16 protein-coding genes are annotated in these 14,645 nt (G+C 32.1%); 8 read left to right on the forward strand and 8 right to left on the reverse strand.

The features are described from left to right. Positions 1-206: 206 nt before the first annotated feature. Complete coding sequence (locus tag LG45_RS01875) at positions 207-1,655, reverse strand: glyceraldehyde-3-phosphate dehydrogenase (RefSeq protein ID WP_035123863.1); 1,449 nt, start codon at positions 1,653-1,655, stop codon at positions 207-209. Positions 1,656-1,833: 178 nt separating this feature from the next. Then, positions 1,834-3,222: a trypsin-like peptidase domain-containing protein gene (locus LG45_RS01880; RefSeq protein ID WP_035123865.1), complete on the reverse strand. Its 1,389-nt coding sequence runs from the start codon at positions 3,220-3,222 to the stop codon at positions 1,834-1,836. Positions 3,223-3,487: 265 nt separating this feature from the next. On the opposite strand from LG45_RS01880, the gene dapF reads away from it, so the two are divergent. From dapF to LG45_RS01905, 5 genes are all read left to right on the forward strand, one after another. Then, positions 3,488-4,264 carry a diaminopimelate epimerase gene (gene dapF / locus LG45_RS01885; protein WP_035123867.1) on the forward strand — a complete coding sequence of 259 codons (777 nt, stop codon included), beginning with the start codon at positions 3,488-3,490 and terminating at the stop codon, positions 4,262-4,264. A gap of 65 nt (positions 4,265-4,329) precedes the next feature. Next, entirely contained in the window at positions 4,330-4,869 is a 540-nt protein-coding gene (locus LG45_RS01890) for a GNAT family N-acetyltransferase (RefSeq protein WP_035123869.1), read from the forward strand. Between the two features lie 6 nt (positions 4,870-4,875). Further along, a complete protein-coding gene (mltG, locus tag LG45_RS01895) occupies positions 4,876-5,910 on the forward strand; it encodes an endolytic transglycosylase MltG (RefSeq protein ID WP_035123871.1) in 1,035 nt (344 codons plus the stop codon). Continuing rightward, positions 5,907-6,827, forward strand: a complete 921-nt coding sequence (locus LG45_RS01900) for a DUF2279 domain-containing protein (protein WP_035123873.1) — start codon at positions 5,907-5,909, stop codon at positions 6,825-6,827. The genes mltG and LG45_RS01900 overlap by 4 nt, the downstream gene beginning before the upstream one ends. A 98-nt stretch (positions 6,828-6,925) precedes the next feature. Then, positions 6,926-7,561, forward strand: a complete 636-nt coding sequence (locus LG45_RS01905) for a hypothetical protein (protein ID WP_035124265.1) — start codon at positions 6,926-6,928, stop codon at positions 7,559-7,561. A 53-nt stretch (positions 7,562-7,614) separates the two neighbouring features. Here LG45_RS01905 and LG45_RS01910 read toward each other — a convergent pair whose 3' ends face one another. The 3 genes from LG45_RS01910 to dnaA are packed head-to-tail and all read right to left on the reverse strand — an operon-like array spanning position 7,615 to position 10,276. Further along, on the reverse strand, positions 7,615-8,340 hold the full coding sequence (locus LG45_RS01910; protein WP_035123874.1) for an SAM-dependent methyltransferase: 726 nt from the start codon (positions 8,338-8,340) through the stop codon (positions 7,615-7,617). Continuing rightward, positions 8,340-8,807: a low molecular weight protein-tyrosine-phosphatase gene (locus LG45_RS01915; protein WP_035123875.1), complete on the reverse strand. Its 468-nt coding sequence runs from the start codon at positions 8,805-8,807 to the stop codon at positions 8,340-8,342. The genes LG45_RS01910 and LG45_RS01915 overlap by 1 nt, the downstream gene beginning before the upstream one ends. A 41-nt stretch (positions 8,808-8,848) precedes the next feature. Continuing rightward, positions 8,849-10,276, reverse strand: a complete 1,428-nt coding sequence (gene dnaA / locus LG45_RS01920) for a chromosomal replication initiator protein DnaA (protein WP_035123876.1) — start codon at positions 10,274-10,276, stop codon at positions 8,849-8,851. 185 nt (positions 10,277-10,461) lie between these two features. Here dnaA and LG45_RS01925 point away from each other — a divergent pair, with 185 nt between their 5' ends. Continuing rightward, positions 10,462-10,866 carry an acyl-CoA thioesterase gene (locus LG45_RS01925; protein WP_035123878.1) on the forward strand — a complete coding sequence of 135 codons (405 nt, stop codon included), beginning with the start codon at positions 10,462-10,464 and terminating at the stop codon, positions 10,864-10,866. Here the strand turns inward: LG45_RS01925 and LG45_RS01930 are convergent. From LG45_RS01930 to ribD, 3 genes are read right to left on the reverse strand one after another with little or no spacing between them, the layout of a single operon-like run. Further along, positions 10,863-11,474: an IMPACT family protein gene (locus LG45_RS01930; RefSeq protein WP_035123880.1), complete on the reverse strand. Its 612-nt coding sequence runs from the start codon at positions 11,472-11,474 to the stop codon at positions 10,863-10,865. The two genes, LG45_RS01925 and LG45_RS01930, sit on opposite strands and share 4 nt — an antisense overlap. A gap of 2 nt (positions 11,475-11,476) precedes the next feature. Then, on the reverse strand, positions 11,477-12,085 hold the full coding sequence (locus LG45_RS01935; protein ID WP_035123882.1) for an HAD family hydrolase: 609 nt from the start codon (positions 12,083-12,085) through the stop codon (positions 11,477-11,479). Continuing rightward, a complete protein-coding gene (gene ribD, locus LG45_RS01940) occupies positions 12,078-13,124 on the reverse strand; it encodes a bifunctional diaminohydroxyphosphoribosylaminopyrimidine deaminase/5-amino-6-(5-phosphoribosylamino)uracil reductase RibD (protein ID WP_035123883.1) in 1,047 nt (348 codons plus the stop codon). Before ribD ends, LG45_RS01935 begins: the two co-directional genes overlap by 8 nt. A gap of 138 nt (positions 13,125-13,262) precedes the next feature. Between ribD and LG45_RS01945 the strand changes: the two genes are divergently transcribed. After that, complete coding sequence (locus LG45_RS01945; RefSeq protein WP_035123884.1) at positions 13,263-13,739, forward strand: GNAT family N-acetyltransferase; 477 nt, start codon at positions 13,263-13,265, stop codon at positions 13,737-13,739. A 29-nt stretch (positions 13,740-13,768) separates the two neighbouring features. Beyond that, positions 13,769-14,623 carry a peptide chain release factor N(5)-glutamine methyltransferase gene (prmC, locus tag LG45_RS01950; RefSeq protein ID WP_035123885.1) on the forward strand — a complete coding sequence of 285 codons (855 nt, stop codon included), beginning with the start codon at positions 13,769-13,771 and terminating at the stop codon, positions 14,621-14,623. The last annotated feature ends 22 nt before the right edge of the window (positions 14,624-14,645 follow it).

The following is a 14,645-nucleotide window of genomic DNA, read 5'->3' on the forward strand; positions in this document are numbered from 1 at the left end:
AAACGTAACAATAAATTGACGAAATGCGAATATTTATATTATAAATAATAAAAATCTTACAATTTATATTCGCGTAATTTGTATTAAATACAATGAAATTAATGGACGTTTTTTAATTTCTAACAGTCTTAAATATTCCTAGATTTTGACAAAAAAAATCCGCTTATCTAAGACAAACGGATTTAATTTTCAGAATTAATAATCTACTAATAATAAGTATAACGTCTTACTTTAGCAATATATTTTGCCAGTCTAATAACTTGATGACTGTAACCATATTCGTTATCATACCAAATATATAAAACGATATTTTTTCCATCTCCCGAAACTATAGTAGCATTGCTATCATAAATTGATGGCGCCGATGTTCCTACAATATCAGATGAAACCAATTCGTTGTTTAATGAATATTTAATTTGCTCAACAAGTTCTCCTTCAAGAGCATATTTTCTCATGATGTTGTTAATTTCTTCTACTGAAGTTTCTTTACCAACTTCTAGATTCAAAACTACAAGTGAACCATTCGGTACAGGAACACGAATAGCATTTGAAGTTAGTTTTCCTGCTAAACTTGGTAGCGCTTTTGCAACAGCACTTCCAGCTCCAGTTTCTGTAATTACCATATTCAATGCCGCAGCACGTCCACGACGGTATTTTTTGTGCATATTATCAACCAAATTCTGGTCGTTAGTATAAGCATGAATCGTTTCAAGATGACCTTTTACAACGCCAAGTGTGTCTTCAACAGCTTTTAATATTGGAGTAATTGCATTAGTCGTACAAGAAGCTGCCGAAAAAATAGCAACTGTATCAGGATTAAATTCTTCGTGATTTACACCATAAACAATGTTTGGAACACCTTTTCCTGGCGCAGTCAACAATACTTTTGTTGCTCCTTTAGAAGTTAAATGACGCTTCAATGCTTCTTCACTTGTAAATGCTCCAGTGTTATCAATTACTAAAGCGTCTTCAATTCCATATAAAGTATAATCAATTTCTTCTGGAGAATTTGCTGTAATAATGTGAACTGTTGTTCCGTTAATTATCAAAGCATTATTTTCTGGATCGGCAGTTACAGAACCTTCAAAATCTCCGTGAACTGAATCATATCGTAATAATGAAGCTCTTTTTTCTAACGATTCTGCATCATTTTTATCACGAGTAACAATCGCTCTTAAGCGAAGTTGTTGTCCTTTTCCAATTTTACTCATCATCTCACGAGCTAACAATCGACCAATTCTACCAAATCCGTAAAGAACTACATCTTTAGGTTTGATGTCTTTCGATGATTTTGCATTTTTCAATTTATCAATTACAAAAGCTCTTGCATCGTGATATTTATTGTCTTCAAGATGGTATTCGTAAGTTAGTTTTCCAATATCAATTCGTGAAGGTGGTAAATCTAAATTTTGAATAGCACGAGCAATTTCAACCGAATCAAATACATTAATTGGTTTTTGAACAAATTCACCTGCATATTCATGAAGGTTGATAATGTCGCTAACATTTCTGTCAATTAATTGATTTCTAAAAAGTACTAATTCAATTGATTTGTCAAACCATAAGTCGCTGATGATTTTGATAAATTCAACTCCAGCTTTTCTTCTGTCTGCTTGAAATGCTAGCTCTTTTTCGTATAATGCGTTGTTGTTCATAAGGAAAAGAAATTTTTTGTTGTGTGTTGTTTTACTCCAAATTAATTTCAGAGTTTTTAATTTTCGGTGCAAAAATAGAATTTTAAAACCTTCTACGAAAACGATTTCGCTACTTTTTTTAAAATAAAAAAATCCAATCGATTAAGATTGGATTTTTAACTAATTGAATTATTGATTTTTATATAATGATTCGCATCACTTGACCATTTTTCGTCATTAATTTAACACTTGTACCTTGGTTTTCATCAGCATTATTAGTTGCTCTAGAAACTGTTTCAACATCTGTAGCTTTTACACCATTTATGTCTAAAATAATACTTCCTTGTAATTCCTCTTTATATGGTTCTAATCGTTCGTTATTTACTTCTTTAATTTTCACACCATAATCAATTCTGAAGTTTTTCTTATCGGCAGCCGAAAGATTTTCCAATTCCAATCCTTTAAATTCAGTAAGAATGATGTCATTTTTTACCAATGTAACCGGCACCGTTTTTATATTTCCATCTCTTACATAAGTAACATTAATCTTATCATTTGGACGTTTAGTGTTAATGTAACCAGACAATTCTGCAAAAGTTCCAATTTTTTGATTGTCTAATTTCTTAATAATATCACCTTCTTTTAACCCGGCTTTTTCAGCACCCGAATTTTTGTTTACCTTATTAATGTAAAAACCTTCAGTATCTTTCACTCCAAATTCTTTAGACATGGTTCCAGTTAATGCATTTCCTTCAACACCCAAAATGCCTCTTTGAACATTACCAAATTCCATAATGTCTTCAATAATTTTACGAGTAATGTTAGAAGGAACAGCAAACGAATATCCAGCGTAACTTCCTGTTGGAGAAGAAATCATCGTGTTAATTCCAATCAATTCACCACGAGTATTTACCAAAGCACCACCAGAATTTCCTGGATTTACAGCAGCATCAGTTTGAATAAACGATTGAATTCCTCTTGTGTCTAAGTTTCTAGCTTTCGCAGATACAATTCCGGCAGTAACTGTAGAAGTTAAATTGTAAGGATTTCCAACAGCCAAAACCCATTCACCCACTTTCACCTGATCTGAATCAGCAAAAGTAGAATAAGGCAATTTTCCATCGGCATCAATTTTTAACAAAGCAATATCCATTTTAGAATCGGTTCCAATCAATTTTGCCTTATAAACTTTATTATTATTTAAAGTAACTTCCAATTCAGTTGCATCTTTAATCACGTGATTATTGGTAACAATATAGCCATCTTCCGAAATAATAACTCCAGAACCAGTACCAATTTGCTCTTGTTGCTGTCCGCCGCGAGAACCATAAAAATATTCCATAATTGGATTATAAACCGTTCGCACCGATACATTTTTTACGTGAACTACAGCATGAACAGCGTTTTCGGCAGCAGCTGTAAAATCAACATTTTCTGCGCCCATACCAACCGTCCTAAAGTTAGAACTTTGGGCTTGCGTGACAATAGAATTGCCATTATTATCCTTTTCAATAAACAATTTATACGCGCCAAGTGTTGTGGCACCGCTCAATAAAGACACTAAAAATAAACTTGATAATCGTTTCATAATCTTACTTGTTTAAATCATTTAACATCAAAATTACAGTTTTATTATTTTCATAAAATCAGTTTAACGCTCGTTTAACACACTTTAACTTCCCATTAATATTTGTAACTTTGTAATGCTTTAAATTTACAAAAGCGAATGGTTTGCGCTTTTCTACATTCCATTTTCCTGCTTTTCGCGTTACATGGTAACTGCTTCAATCAGGGCTAAATAGTAATCCATAGCATTAAATCAGAATTTCAATAAGCTTATAAGAAACTCAAAAATGAAATTTTACAAATATCAAGGAACAGGAAATGACTTTGTGATGATCGACAATCGTCTAGAAAATTTCCCCAAAAATAATACCAAACTAATAGAAAGTCTTTGCGACAGACGGTTTGGCATTGGTGCCGACGGACTAATTTTATTAGAAAATGACAATTCGACAGATTTTAAAATGGTATACTACAATTCAGACGGAAACGAAAGTTCCATGTGCGGAAACGGCGGTCGTTGTCTTGTAGCTTTTGCCAAAAGTTTAAATGTTATTAATAACGAAGCAACTTTCATAGCAACAGATGGTTTGCACAACGCAACAATCGATGAAAACGGAATAGTTTCATTACAAATGAAAGACGTAAACGAAGTAAAAATTGAATCCGAATATGTTTTCCTAAACACAGGTTCGCCTCATCATGTAACTTTAGTAAACGATTTAGAAAATTATAGTGTAAAAGAAAACGGCGCAACAATTAGATATTCTGATTTGTACGGAAAAGTAGGAAGCAATATAAATTTTGTCAATCAAATTTCAGATAATCATTTTGCTTTACGCACCTACGAACGCGGCGTAGAAGACGAAACATTATCTTGCGGAACTGGAGCAACAGCAACAGCAATCGCCATGAATGCCATCGGAAAAACCAATTCAAATGCTATTGAAATAAACGTAGAAGGCGGAAAACTAAAAGTAACTTTTGAGAAATCAGACAAAGGTTTTGAAAAAGTATTTTTAATCGGTCCAGCAACTTTTGTATTTGAAGGAGAAATAGAGATATAATTTAAAATGAACGATTTTTGAAATTGATTTTTGAAATTGAAGTTGATTTTTGAATTTGAATAAATATGATTACACTCAAAGGAACAAACATCCATTTACGCGCACTCGAACCCGAAGATTTAGAGTTTGTCTATAACCTAGAAAACGACGAATCCATTTGGCATGTGAGCAATACGCAAACGCCTTACAGTAAATTTTTAATTCGGCAATATCTAGAAAATGCACATCAAGATATTTTTGAAGCCAAACAATTACGCTTGGCAATTTGTAAAAACGACACATCAGAAGCAATTGGATTAATTGATTTATTCGATTTTGACCCTGTAAACAGTCGCGCCGGAATTGGAATTTTAATCCAAAACGAAACCAATCGTGGCAACGGAATAGGGAAGGAAGCTTTGAGTTTATTAATTAATTATAGTTTTACACAACTGCAGTTACATCAACTTTATGCAAATATTGGAGTCGATAATGAACCAAGTTTAAACCTTTTTGCTACATTTGGCTTTCAAAAAATTGGCATCAAAAAAGACTGGATTTTTCACAATAATTCCTATCATGACGAGGCTATTTATCAGTTAATCAATCATCAACAATTAAAATAATTTGCTTTGAACAAGAAATTAAAAACCATTTTAGGAATTGGAGCGTTACTATTCTTAGTAGTAGCATCTGTAGTTTATGTAAAATTTTTCTCATCGAATACTAAATTTTCTAAAGAAGAATTATTTGTAGAAATTCCTACAGGTTCTAATTATGAAGACGTAAAAAAAATAATTTCACCTTACGTAAATGGATTAAGCGGATTTGAATTAATGGCAAACCTTCGCTCGTATGATGAAAATGTAAAACCAGGACGATTTTTGCTTAAAAAAGGAATGGGAAATTTTGCCATTGTTGCTTCGTTAAGAAGAAATGTTCCAGTAAAATTGGCTTTCAATAATCAAGAACGTTTAGAAAATCTGTGTGTTAGAATCAGTTCTCAGATAGAACCAGATACAACTAAATTGTTAGCGACTTTTAGAGATCCAAAATTTTTAGAAGAAAATCAATTTACTAAAGATAACGTGATTGCAATGTTTATTCCAAATTCGTATGAATTTTATTGGAACACTTCTGCCGAAAAATTTCGAGATAAGATGCTTAAAGAATACAAGAAATTTTGGACATTAGAACGACTAACTAAAGCTAAAAGATTAGGATTAACTCCAGTTCAAGTAATAACCTTGGCATCAATTGTTCATAAAGAAACCGTTAAAAAAAGCGAACGTCCAGTAGTAGCAAAAGTATATCTTAATCGATTAGAGCAAGGAATGTTATTGCAAGCCGATCCAACAGTAATTTACGCCGTAAAATCTAGAGATAATGATTTTGAACAAGTTATAAAAAGAGTTCTTTATGCCGATTTAACTATTTCATCTCCATATAACACCTACGTGAATTTAGGATTGCCACCAGGACCAATCGCAATGCCAGATATTGATGCTATAGAAGCCGTTTTAAGTCCAGATGATAATGATTATATTTATTTCTGTGCCAGTGTAGAGAAGTTTGGATACCACGAATTTGCGTCAACTTACGCACAACATCAAGTGAATGCTAGAAAATATGCTGAATGGTTAAATAGCACAGGAACAAATAGATAGATTTGAAAATAACAAAAATCATACTTTTTCTTTTGCTAGTGAGTTCCAACTTTGGTTTCTCACAATCGTCTATTGATTCTTTTTTAAAACCATCGGATTCGTTGAATAAACAACGAAGAAATGGCTTGATAATTTCAGAAGCTGTTTTGGCAACTGGAGCTTTGGTCGCTTTAAATCAGCTTTGGTATGCCGATTATCCAAAATCTGATTTTCATTTTATAAATGATAACGATCAGTGGTTGCAAATGGATAAAGTTGGACACGTTTATTCTTCCTATCATTTAGGAAGTTTTGGAGCACAAGCTTTAAAATGGAGTGGTTGCGATAGAAAAAGTCAGCTTATTTATGGTTCCACTTTAGGATTTGTTTTTCTTTCAACTGTTGAGGTTTTTGACGGTTATTCTTCTGAATGGGGATTTTCCTTAGGAGATTTGGCTGCAAATGCTGGAGGAACTGCTTTACATGTTTCACAAGAATTGGCTTGGAAAGAGCAGCGAATTGTTCCGAAGTTTTCATTTCATACTACTCAATATGCTTCGGCTCGACCAGAAGTTCTTGGAAGTTCAGTCTCTGAACAATTATTTAAAGATTATAATGGTCAAACCTATTGGCTTTCGGCTAATATTCATTCCTTTTTCAAAAACTCCAAAATCCCGAAGTGGTTGAACATTGCTGTTGGTTATGGAGGTGAAGGAATGGTAACTGGAAGTGACGATTTAGTGAACCCAATATTCTTCCCTGAACAGCAAAGAACGCGTCAATTTTACCTGAGTTTTGATGCCGATTTGACAAAAATTAAGACAAAATCACACTTTTTAAAAACTATTTTCTCTGTTTTTAATACGATTAAAATTCCTGCTCCAACGTTTGAAATCAGGTCTTTAGGAGATGCTAAATTTCACTTTTTGTACTTTTAGAAAACTTTAACTAGTTGATAATCAATTTTATTTAGAATTAAGTTGTATATTTGCACTGTCAATATCAAGATGGTGACAGCGCTTGGAAATTACAATTTATGATAAAAAGATGGGCATATTACACAGGAATCATTCTGATAGTTGGTTTAATTAGTACAGGATTCAAACCAATAAATTCTCAAAATCAACAATGGTTTTATGTGGATGCAAACGAAGAATTGTTATATCAATTCCCATCCGAAAAACCTTCTGACTACGTCAATCTCTCATTACCTTTTACCGGAAAATTTTTCATTGGATTCAAAGAAGCTTTGGCTTTTAAAGAATCACAAGGAAAATACCATAAAGTAAATTCGTTAGGATATTTAGGAAAATACCAATTTGGTAAAACTACACTTGAATCCATCGGAATTAAGGATAGCGCGACTTTTTTAAACAATCCTAAGATGCAAGAAAAAGCATTTGTGGCATTATTGAAAAAGAATAAATGGGAACTTCGCGAAGAGATTAAAATTTATAGAGGAAAGGTAATCGATGGCGTGCGTATAACAGAATCGGGAATTCTAGCGGCAGCGCATTTAGGTGGTGCTGGTTCAGTTAGAAAGTTCTTAGAATCTAACGGAAAACGAAAAGTAAAAGACAACTACGGAACATCAATTAAGAGTTATATGAAGCAATTTGGCGGATATGAAACTCATAATATTGTTGCCGATAGCAATCCTAAAGTTAGATAAGAAGATTATAGTTAAAAAATGAAAAACATCAGTTAACGCTGATGTTTTTTTGTTTAATAAGTTTTATGAATAATAAAAATCGTTGGTCGATTGTGTAAATCTATTTTCGCTTTTTTCCATTCGGATACTTTCATGGTTTTTATGTATTCTGTTGGAAGCGTGATGTCTGCGGCGATACATAAATGAGTATTTGGTTGCAGCGTTTGAAGTAAATCTTCTAGCAATTTATTATTTCTATAAGGTGTTTCAATAAACAATTGCGATTGATTTTTATCAAAAGATAATTTTTCAAAACCTTTTAATGCCGATTTTTTATTGTCTTTGTCAATAGGCAAGTAGCCGTTAAAAGCAAAACTCTGTCCGTTCATTCCGCTTCCCATCATTGCTAACAAAATGGAAGATGGTCCAACAAGTGGTATCACTTGAATTCCTTTTTCGTGAGCTATTTTTACAATTGCTGCTCCAGGATCGGCAACGCCAGGACAACCAGCTTCGCTCATTAATCCAATATTAATTCCGTTTAAGCAAGGTTGAATCATTTTATTATGATCGGCAACTTCGGTATGTTTGTTTAAAGTGCTTAATTGTAAATCGGCTTGCACTTTTTCGGGATAAATGCTTTTGATGAATTTTCTTGCAGTTTTTTCATTCTCAACAATATAACAATCAATGAGTTCGATAGTACGTTTAACCGTTTGTGGCAATACATCCATTGGATTGCTTTCTCCTAAAGTGGTTGGGATGAGGTATAATTTACCAATTAGATTTACTGGTTTCATCAAGAATGTTTTTCAATTAATTTTTTTGCCAATAAATCGGTAGCTTCATCGAGCATTTCATACACCATATCAAATCCGTTTTGTAAACCATAATACGGATCGGGAACATCAACATTATCTCCAGGAAAAAGTTCGTCAAGAATGCGACTTACTTTCTTTTTATGTTCCTCTGTTTTTGCTAAAAAAAGCACATCATCAAAATTGGAACCATCCATTACATAAATATAATCAAATTCTTCAAAATGTTGTGGAGTGAAATGTTTTCCTTTTTGAAAAGAAATATCAAGCCCGTTTTTTTTAGCAGTTGCGATAGAACGAGAATCGGGTTGTTTTCCAACATGCCAATTTCCTGTACCAGCAGAATCTACAAGGAATTTATCTTTGGGTAATTTAGATGCTAAGATTCCTTCTGCCAATGGTGATCGGCAAATGTTACCTAAGCAAACCATTAAAATTTTAACGGACATACTTTATTGCTTTAAAATGCAAATGTAAAGATTACCACTAATTATAATGATAATTTTTTGTGAATATCTTCAACAAATTTTTTGAACTGCTTGTCGGTAGCGACTAAGTTATCAACAGTTTTACAAGCGTGCAAAACTGTAGCGTGATCTCTATCTCCAATTTGTGAACCAATATTTGCTAACGAAGCTTTTGTAAATTTCTTTGCAAAGAACATTGCCAGTTGTCTTGCTTGCACAACATGACGTTTTCTAGTTTTTGATTGTAAAGTATCTAAATCTAATTGGAAATAATCTGAAACTACTTTTTGGATGTAATCTATTGATATTTCACGTTTTACATTCTTAACAAATTTCTCTACGATGCTTTTTGCTAATTCTAATGTTACTTCTTTTTTATTGAAAGAAGATTGAGCAATCAACGAAATAATTGCACCTTCCAATTCACGAACGTTAGATTTTATATTTTGAGCAACATATTCTATGATTTCGTTTGGCATTTCAACACCATCACGATATAAAATATTATTCAAGATCGAAACTCTTGTTTCATAATCGGGTTGATGTAATTCGGCAGATAAACCCCATTTGAAACGTGATAATAAACGTTGTTCAATGTCTTGCATGTCAACCGGAGCTTTGTCTGAAGTAAGAATTACTTGCTTTCCGTTTTGGTGTAAGTAATTGAAAATGTGGAAAAATACATCTTGAGTTCCTGTTTTTCCTGATAAAAATTGAACGTCGTCAATGATTAACACATCTATCAATTGATAGAAATGGATAAAATCATTACGATTATTTTTCTTAACAGAATCTATATATTGTTGTGTGAATACTTCGGCAGAAATATACAACACGGTTTTTTCAGGATATTTATCTTTGATTTCAACACCAATAGCGTGTGCTAAATGGGTTTTCCCTAATCCAACACCACCAAAAATTAATAAAGGGTTGAATGAAGTTCCACCTGGTTTGTTGGCAACAGCCATACCTGCAGAACGCGCTAATCTATTTGAATCACCTTCAAGGAAATTGTCGAAACTATAATTTGGATTTAATTGCGACTCGATTTTTAAATTTCTAATTCCTGGAATTACAAACGGATTTTTAAGTTCAGGATTTAAATTTTTAAATGGAGCATCAACGTCTTGGGATTTTATTGGACCTCGATGTGCTGATGGCAATTGTTCCGTAAACGGTTGTTTATTGCCATAAGTATTTTCCATTTTAATTTTATAGAGTAACTTTGCGTTTTTTCCAAGTTCTTTGGTAAGGGCAACTTTTAGTAATTTTACATAGTGTTCCTCTAGCCATTCGTAAAAGAATTTACTAGGAACTTGAATGTATAATGCGTTATCAGTTAGTTCTACTGACTTAATAGGTTCAAACCAAGTTTTGTATGCTTGCTCTTGAATATTGTCTTTTATAAAAGACAGACAGTTTTCCCATACTGATTGCGCAGTTTTGTTCATATATTCTTAAAAATTATTAATTTACTTAAAGGTTTTCCTACAGAAGAAAAGGGGTTTTCTAGTGTTATTTTTGGGTTAACAAATATGTGAACAAATTTCTTTAAAAAAAAATAAAATGGTATTGATTTTTTGAAAATTTTGTTGTAATGAGTGAAAATTAAATAGAATAAAAATAAATAAAATAGATGAAAGGACACGAAGTTGAAGTAAGAGTAAGATATGGTGAAACCGACCAAATGGGTGTTGTTTATCATGGTAGTTATGTGCCATATTTTGAGATTGGTAGAGTGGAATGGCTAAGAAACAAAGGCGTTTCGTACAAATCACTTGAAGAAAGCGGTATTGCATTGCCTATTGTGTCAATGCATTTAAATTATAAAAAATCAGCGCGTTATGATGACTTACTTACCATAAATACTAAATTAAAAAAGTATAGCGGCGTAAAGATAGAATTTGATTGCGAAATTCGTAACGAAAACCAAGAGTTATTAACAACTGCTCATTTTATTTTGGTTTTTTTGGATATAAAAAATGGAAAACCTATTCTTCCTCCGCAATTTATTTTAGATATTTTGGAAACCGAAATTTAATCTTTCAATTTGATATCAATTTCAAATAAATTAGTAAAAATGTCGAAAATTATTTCGGCATTTTTTTTTCGCGTAGCAATTTCTATTTCGCACGTTTCTTTCATGTTTTGAGAAATGATATGGAGGTTCTTTTCCTTGATTACACGCATTACTTTATTCATATTTTTATAATCGAAGGATACTATATAATGTATGTCTATAGTTTTTTCAATTATTTCTGATACTTCTAATGCCATTTGTGCTGAAGTTTTATAAGCCGATATTAATCCGCCAACGCCAAGTTTTACACCTCCAAAAAATCGAACTACTACAACTAAAACATTGGTTAGGCCAAACGATTGTATTTGTCCGTAAATTGGCGCGCCGGCAGAATTACTTGGTTCGCCATCATCATTTGCTCTAAACTGAATTTTATCGGTGCCAATCTGAAAAGCATAACAAAAATGTACTGCGCCGTGGTGTTGTTTTCTTAAAATATCTAAATGATTTTTTATTTCTTCTTCGGTAGTTACTGGAAATGCGTAGCCAAAAAACTTGCTGTTTTTTTCTTTAAATAAAATTTCTTCCGATGGAAATGAAAGCGTTTTGTAGGTATCTGTTGAATTCAAAACTATAGTGGCAAATGTTTTTGATCAAATAAATCTACTACATCTTCTTTGCCAACTTCTAAATTCCAAACATGAAGTCCGATGCTTGCTGCGGCGTCAGTATTTGTTTTTTTATCGTCTACAAATAAAGTACGTTTTGGAGATAAATCGTGTTTGTTGACAATGTAACTGTAAATTGCAGCATCTGGTTTTCGCATTCCCATTTCGTATGAATAATATACTTTTTCAAAACATTGGTAAAAATCGCTGAAAAAGGAAACACCTACATTATTTTCAAATCTGTTAATGTGAATTTCATCAGTATTAGTAAGTAAAAAAAGACGGTATTTATGTGAAAGTAGTTGTAAAAATTCCAATCGATACAAAGGAAATTCACCAATAATAGTGTTCCAAGCATCACGAATATCATTTAAACTCGCATTCGGAATAAATTTATGAAACGACTCAATGAATTGAATTTCGGATACTTTTCCTTTTTCAAATAAATCATTCATTGCGATAAGTTCTTCGTTAGGTTCGTTTAATCCTAATTTCTTGAACGCTTCAATTTGAGCTTCTTTTTCTAAATTGATAAAAATATCACCAAAATCAAAAATTATAGTATCAATCATGATTGAAAATTTTTATTAGTTCGTCGTCGTGAATGGCTTGTTTTTCAAAATTTTTGTATGCAATAACTGGTGATTTCACTCCTTCATCTAAAGATTTCTGTCCTTTAAAAATTCGAGCTTCATCCCAAATATTGGCATCAATAAATGTTTGTATCGTTTGTCTTCCGCCTTCAATAATTACAGATTGAATATTGTGTTTGAATAAAATATCGCACATCGAAAAAACAAGACGAATATCAAAGATACAATTTTCGTAGATTAGATTTTCAGTTGATTGTAAATTTTCTTTTTCTGTGATTACAATTGTTTTCGTCTTTTTATCTTTTACATTATAATGATCAGAAATTTTTCCGCTTCGGTCTAAAATAATTCTCGTTGGGTTGTTTCCACTCCAATTTCTTGTATCTAATTTTGGATTATCGTCTATTACTGTTTGTGTTCCAACCAAAATGCCTTGCTCTTCACCTCGCCATTTATGAACTAATTGTCTTGAAAATGTGTTGGTTATCCATACTGGTTCTTGTTTTTCTTTAGAAATTGGAGCAATAAATCCATCACTGCTTTCCGCCCATTTTAAGATTATATAGGGACGTTTTTTAGTGTGAAAAGTAAAAAAACGTTTATTTAAATTATTACATTCGTCTTCTAAAATTCCGACAGTTACATTTTTTCCTACTTCGATTAATTTTTTAATTCCGTTTCCCGATACTTTTGCAAACGGATCAATAGTTCCAATTACCACATTCGGAATTTTATTTGCAATTATCAAATCACAACAAGGCGGCGTTTTTCCAAAATGACTGCAAGGTTCTAAACTCACATAAATTGTAGATTTTGAAAGTAGTGATTTGTCTTTAACCGAATTTATAGCATTAACTTCTGCATGTGCTTCACCCGATTTCCTATGCCAACCTTCACCAATAATTTCGTCATTATACACAATCACGCTGCCAACCAACGGATTTGGATAGGTTGTACCCAAACCATTTTTGGCCAATTCGATGCAACGCATTATGTATTTTTCTTCCGTCAATTTCATTTTTTGCCTAAGGTCGTCAGGAACGCCATTAAAATTACTTTTTTATTTTTGTTTGTAGTTAGCGTTTGATGTATCTTCACATCACAAAAATAAGTTTTTTTGAGTTTAGAAGTTTATAAATTTAGAAGTTTAGTTTACATGTTAATTAGAGAAATTCAACAGTCAGATAATAAACAAATTGCCAATGTAATTCGTGAGGTTTTTATATCAGATAATTATCCTAAAACTGGAACTGCGTTTGCCGATGTTCAATTGGATTTTATGTTTGAAGCTTATGATAAACCAAAATCAGTTTATTTTGTAGTTGAAGATGATGGAAAAATAATCGGTGGAGCAGGAGTAAGTCAGTTAGAAAATTCTACAGAAAATATTTGTGAATTGCAGAAAATGTATTTTCTAGAAGAAGCACGTGGTAAAGGAATTGGTCATCAAATGATTTTGAAATGTCTAGAAAAAGCCACAGAATTTGGTTATGAAAAATGTTACTTAGAAACGCTTCCCGAAATGCTAAATGCTCAAAAGTTGTATAAAAAAGTTGGATTTGAATACCTTTGCGAACCTTTGGGCGGAACGGGTCATACAAGTTGCCCTGTTTGGATGATTAAAAGTTTATAATAGTTTAATGTTGTTTAAAAAATAGTTTAATGTTGTTTAAAGAATACAAATCTGAATTTTTAAAAGAACTTTCTTCGTTATATGATGAGAAAGAAATTGAGAGTTTTTTCTACATTATTTTAGAACAATTCCACAATAAAAAACGAATTGATTTGGCACTAAATCCAGAAATGGAAATGGATGCTTTGCAGTTACTTCGATGGGAAACTGTTTTATCTGAATTGAAAAAGGAAAAACCGATACAGTATATATTAGGAGAAACAGAATTTTATGGATTACGATTTCTAGTAAACGAAAACACTCTAATTCCAAGGCCAGAGACGGAAGAATTAGTAGAATGGATAATAGAAAGTACGAATTACGAATTACAAATTACGAATTTGAAAATTGTGGATATTGGTACTGGTTCAGGTTGTATTGCAATTTCATTAGCAAAAAATTTTTTAAATGCTGAAGTTTCTGCTGTAGATGTTTCAGAAAAAGCTTTGGCTACGGCAAATAAAAACGCTGATATTAATGAAGTTGAAGTAAATTTTATTCTGAAAAACATTCTTGAAACAGAAGATTTAGAGAATCAATTCGATGTTATAGTTTCCAATCCGCCATATGTTAGAAATCTTGAAAAAGCCGAAATCAAACCCAATGTTTTAGAATTTGAACCTCATCTAGCATTGTTTGTAGATGATAATGACGCTTTACTTTTTTATAGAAAAATTGCCCAATTGGCTCTGAAAAATCTATCAGAAAACGGAAAATTGTACTTTGAAATCAATCAATATTTAGGTAAAGAAACAGTCGATTTGTTAGAGAATTTAGGTTTTAAAAATATTGAATTAAAGAAAGATATTTACGGTAATGATCGAATGATAAAGTGTAATAAATAGTGCTTTTTTCATTTCAATAAAA

Origin of the sequence: Flavobacterium aquatile LMG 4008 = ATCC 11947 (assembly GCF_000757385.1) — a bacterium.
In the GTDB taxonomy this organism is placed as follows: Bacteria; Bacteroidota; Bacteroidia; order Flavobacteriales; family Flavobacteriaceae; genus Flavobacterium; species Flavobacterium aquatile.

Excerpts from the sequence above, each read along its gene's own strand:
- LG45_RS01875 (WP_035123863.1), bottom strand. The coding sequence starts at position 1,655 with ATGAACAACAACGCATTATACGAAAAAGAGCTAGCATTTCAAGCAGAC.
- LG45_RS01925 (WP_035123878.1), top strand. The coding sequence starts at position 10,462 with ATGAAAGGACACGAAGTTGAAGTAAGAGTAAGATATGGTGAAACCGAC.
- LG45_RS01910 (WP_035123874.1), bottom strand. The coding sequence starts at position 8,340 with ATGAAACCAGTAAATCTAATTGGTAAATTATACCTCATCCCAACCACT.
- LG45_RS01880 (WP_035123865.1), bottom strand. The coding sequence starts at position 3,222 with ATGAAACGATTATCAAGTTTATTTTTAGTGTCTTTATTGAGCGGTGCC.
- LG45_RS01905 (WP_035124265.1), top strand. The coding sequence starts at position 6,926 with ATGATAAAAAGATGGGCATATTACACAGGAATCATTCTGATAGTTGGT.
- LG45_RS01945 (WP_035123884.1), top strand. The coding sequence starts at position 13,263 with ATGTTAATTAGAGAAATTCAACAGTCAGATAATAAACAAATTGCCAAT.
- LG45_RS01890 (WP_035123869.1), top strand. The coding sequence starts at position 4,330 with ATGATTACACTCAAAGGAACAAACATCCATTTACGCGCACTCGAACCC.
- prmC (WP_035123885.1), top strand. The coding sequence starts at position 13,769 with ATGTTGTTTAAAGAATACAAATCTGAATTTTTAAAAGAACTTTCTTCG.
- dnaA (WP_035123876.1), bottom strand. The coding sequence starts at position 10,276 with ATGAACAAAACTGCGCAATCAGTATGGGAAAACTGTCTGTCTTTTATA.
- dapF (WP_035123867.1), top strand. The coding sequence starts at position 3,488 with ATGAAATTTTACAAATATCAAGGAACAGGAAATGACTTTGTGATGATC.
- LG45_RS01935 (WP_035123882.1), bottom strand. The coding sequence starts at position 12,085 with ATGATTGATACTATAATTTTTGATTTTGGTGATATTTTTATCAATTTA.
- ribD (WP_035123883.1), bottom strand. The coding sequence starts at position 13,124 with ATGAAATTGACGGAAGAAAAATACATAATGCGTTGCATCGAATTGGCC.
- LG45_RS01915 (WP_035123875.1), bottom strand. The coding sequence starts at position 8,807 with ATGTCCGTTAAAATTTTAATGGTTTGCTTAGGTAACATTTGCCGATCA.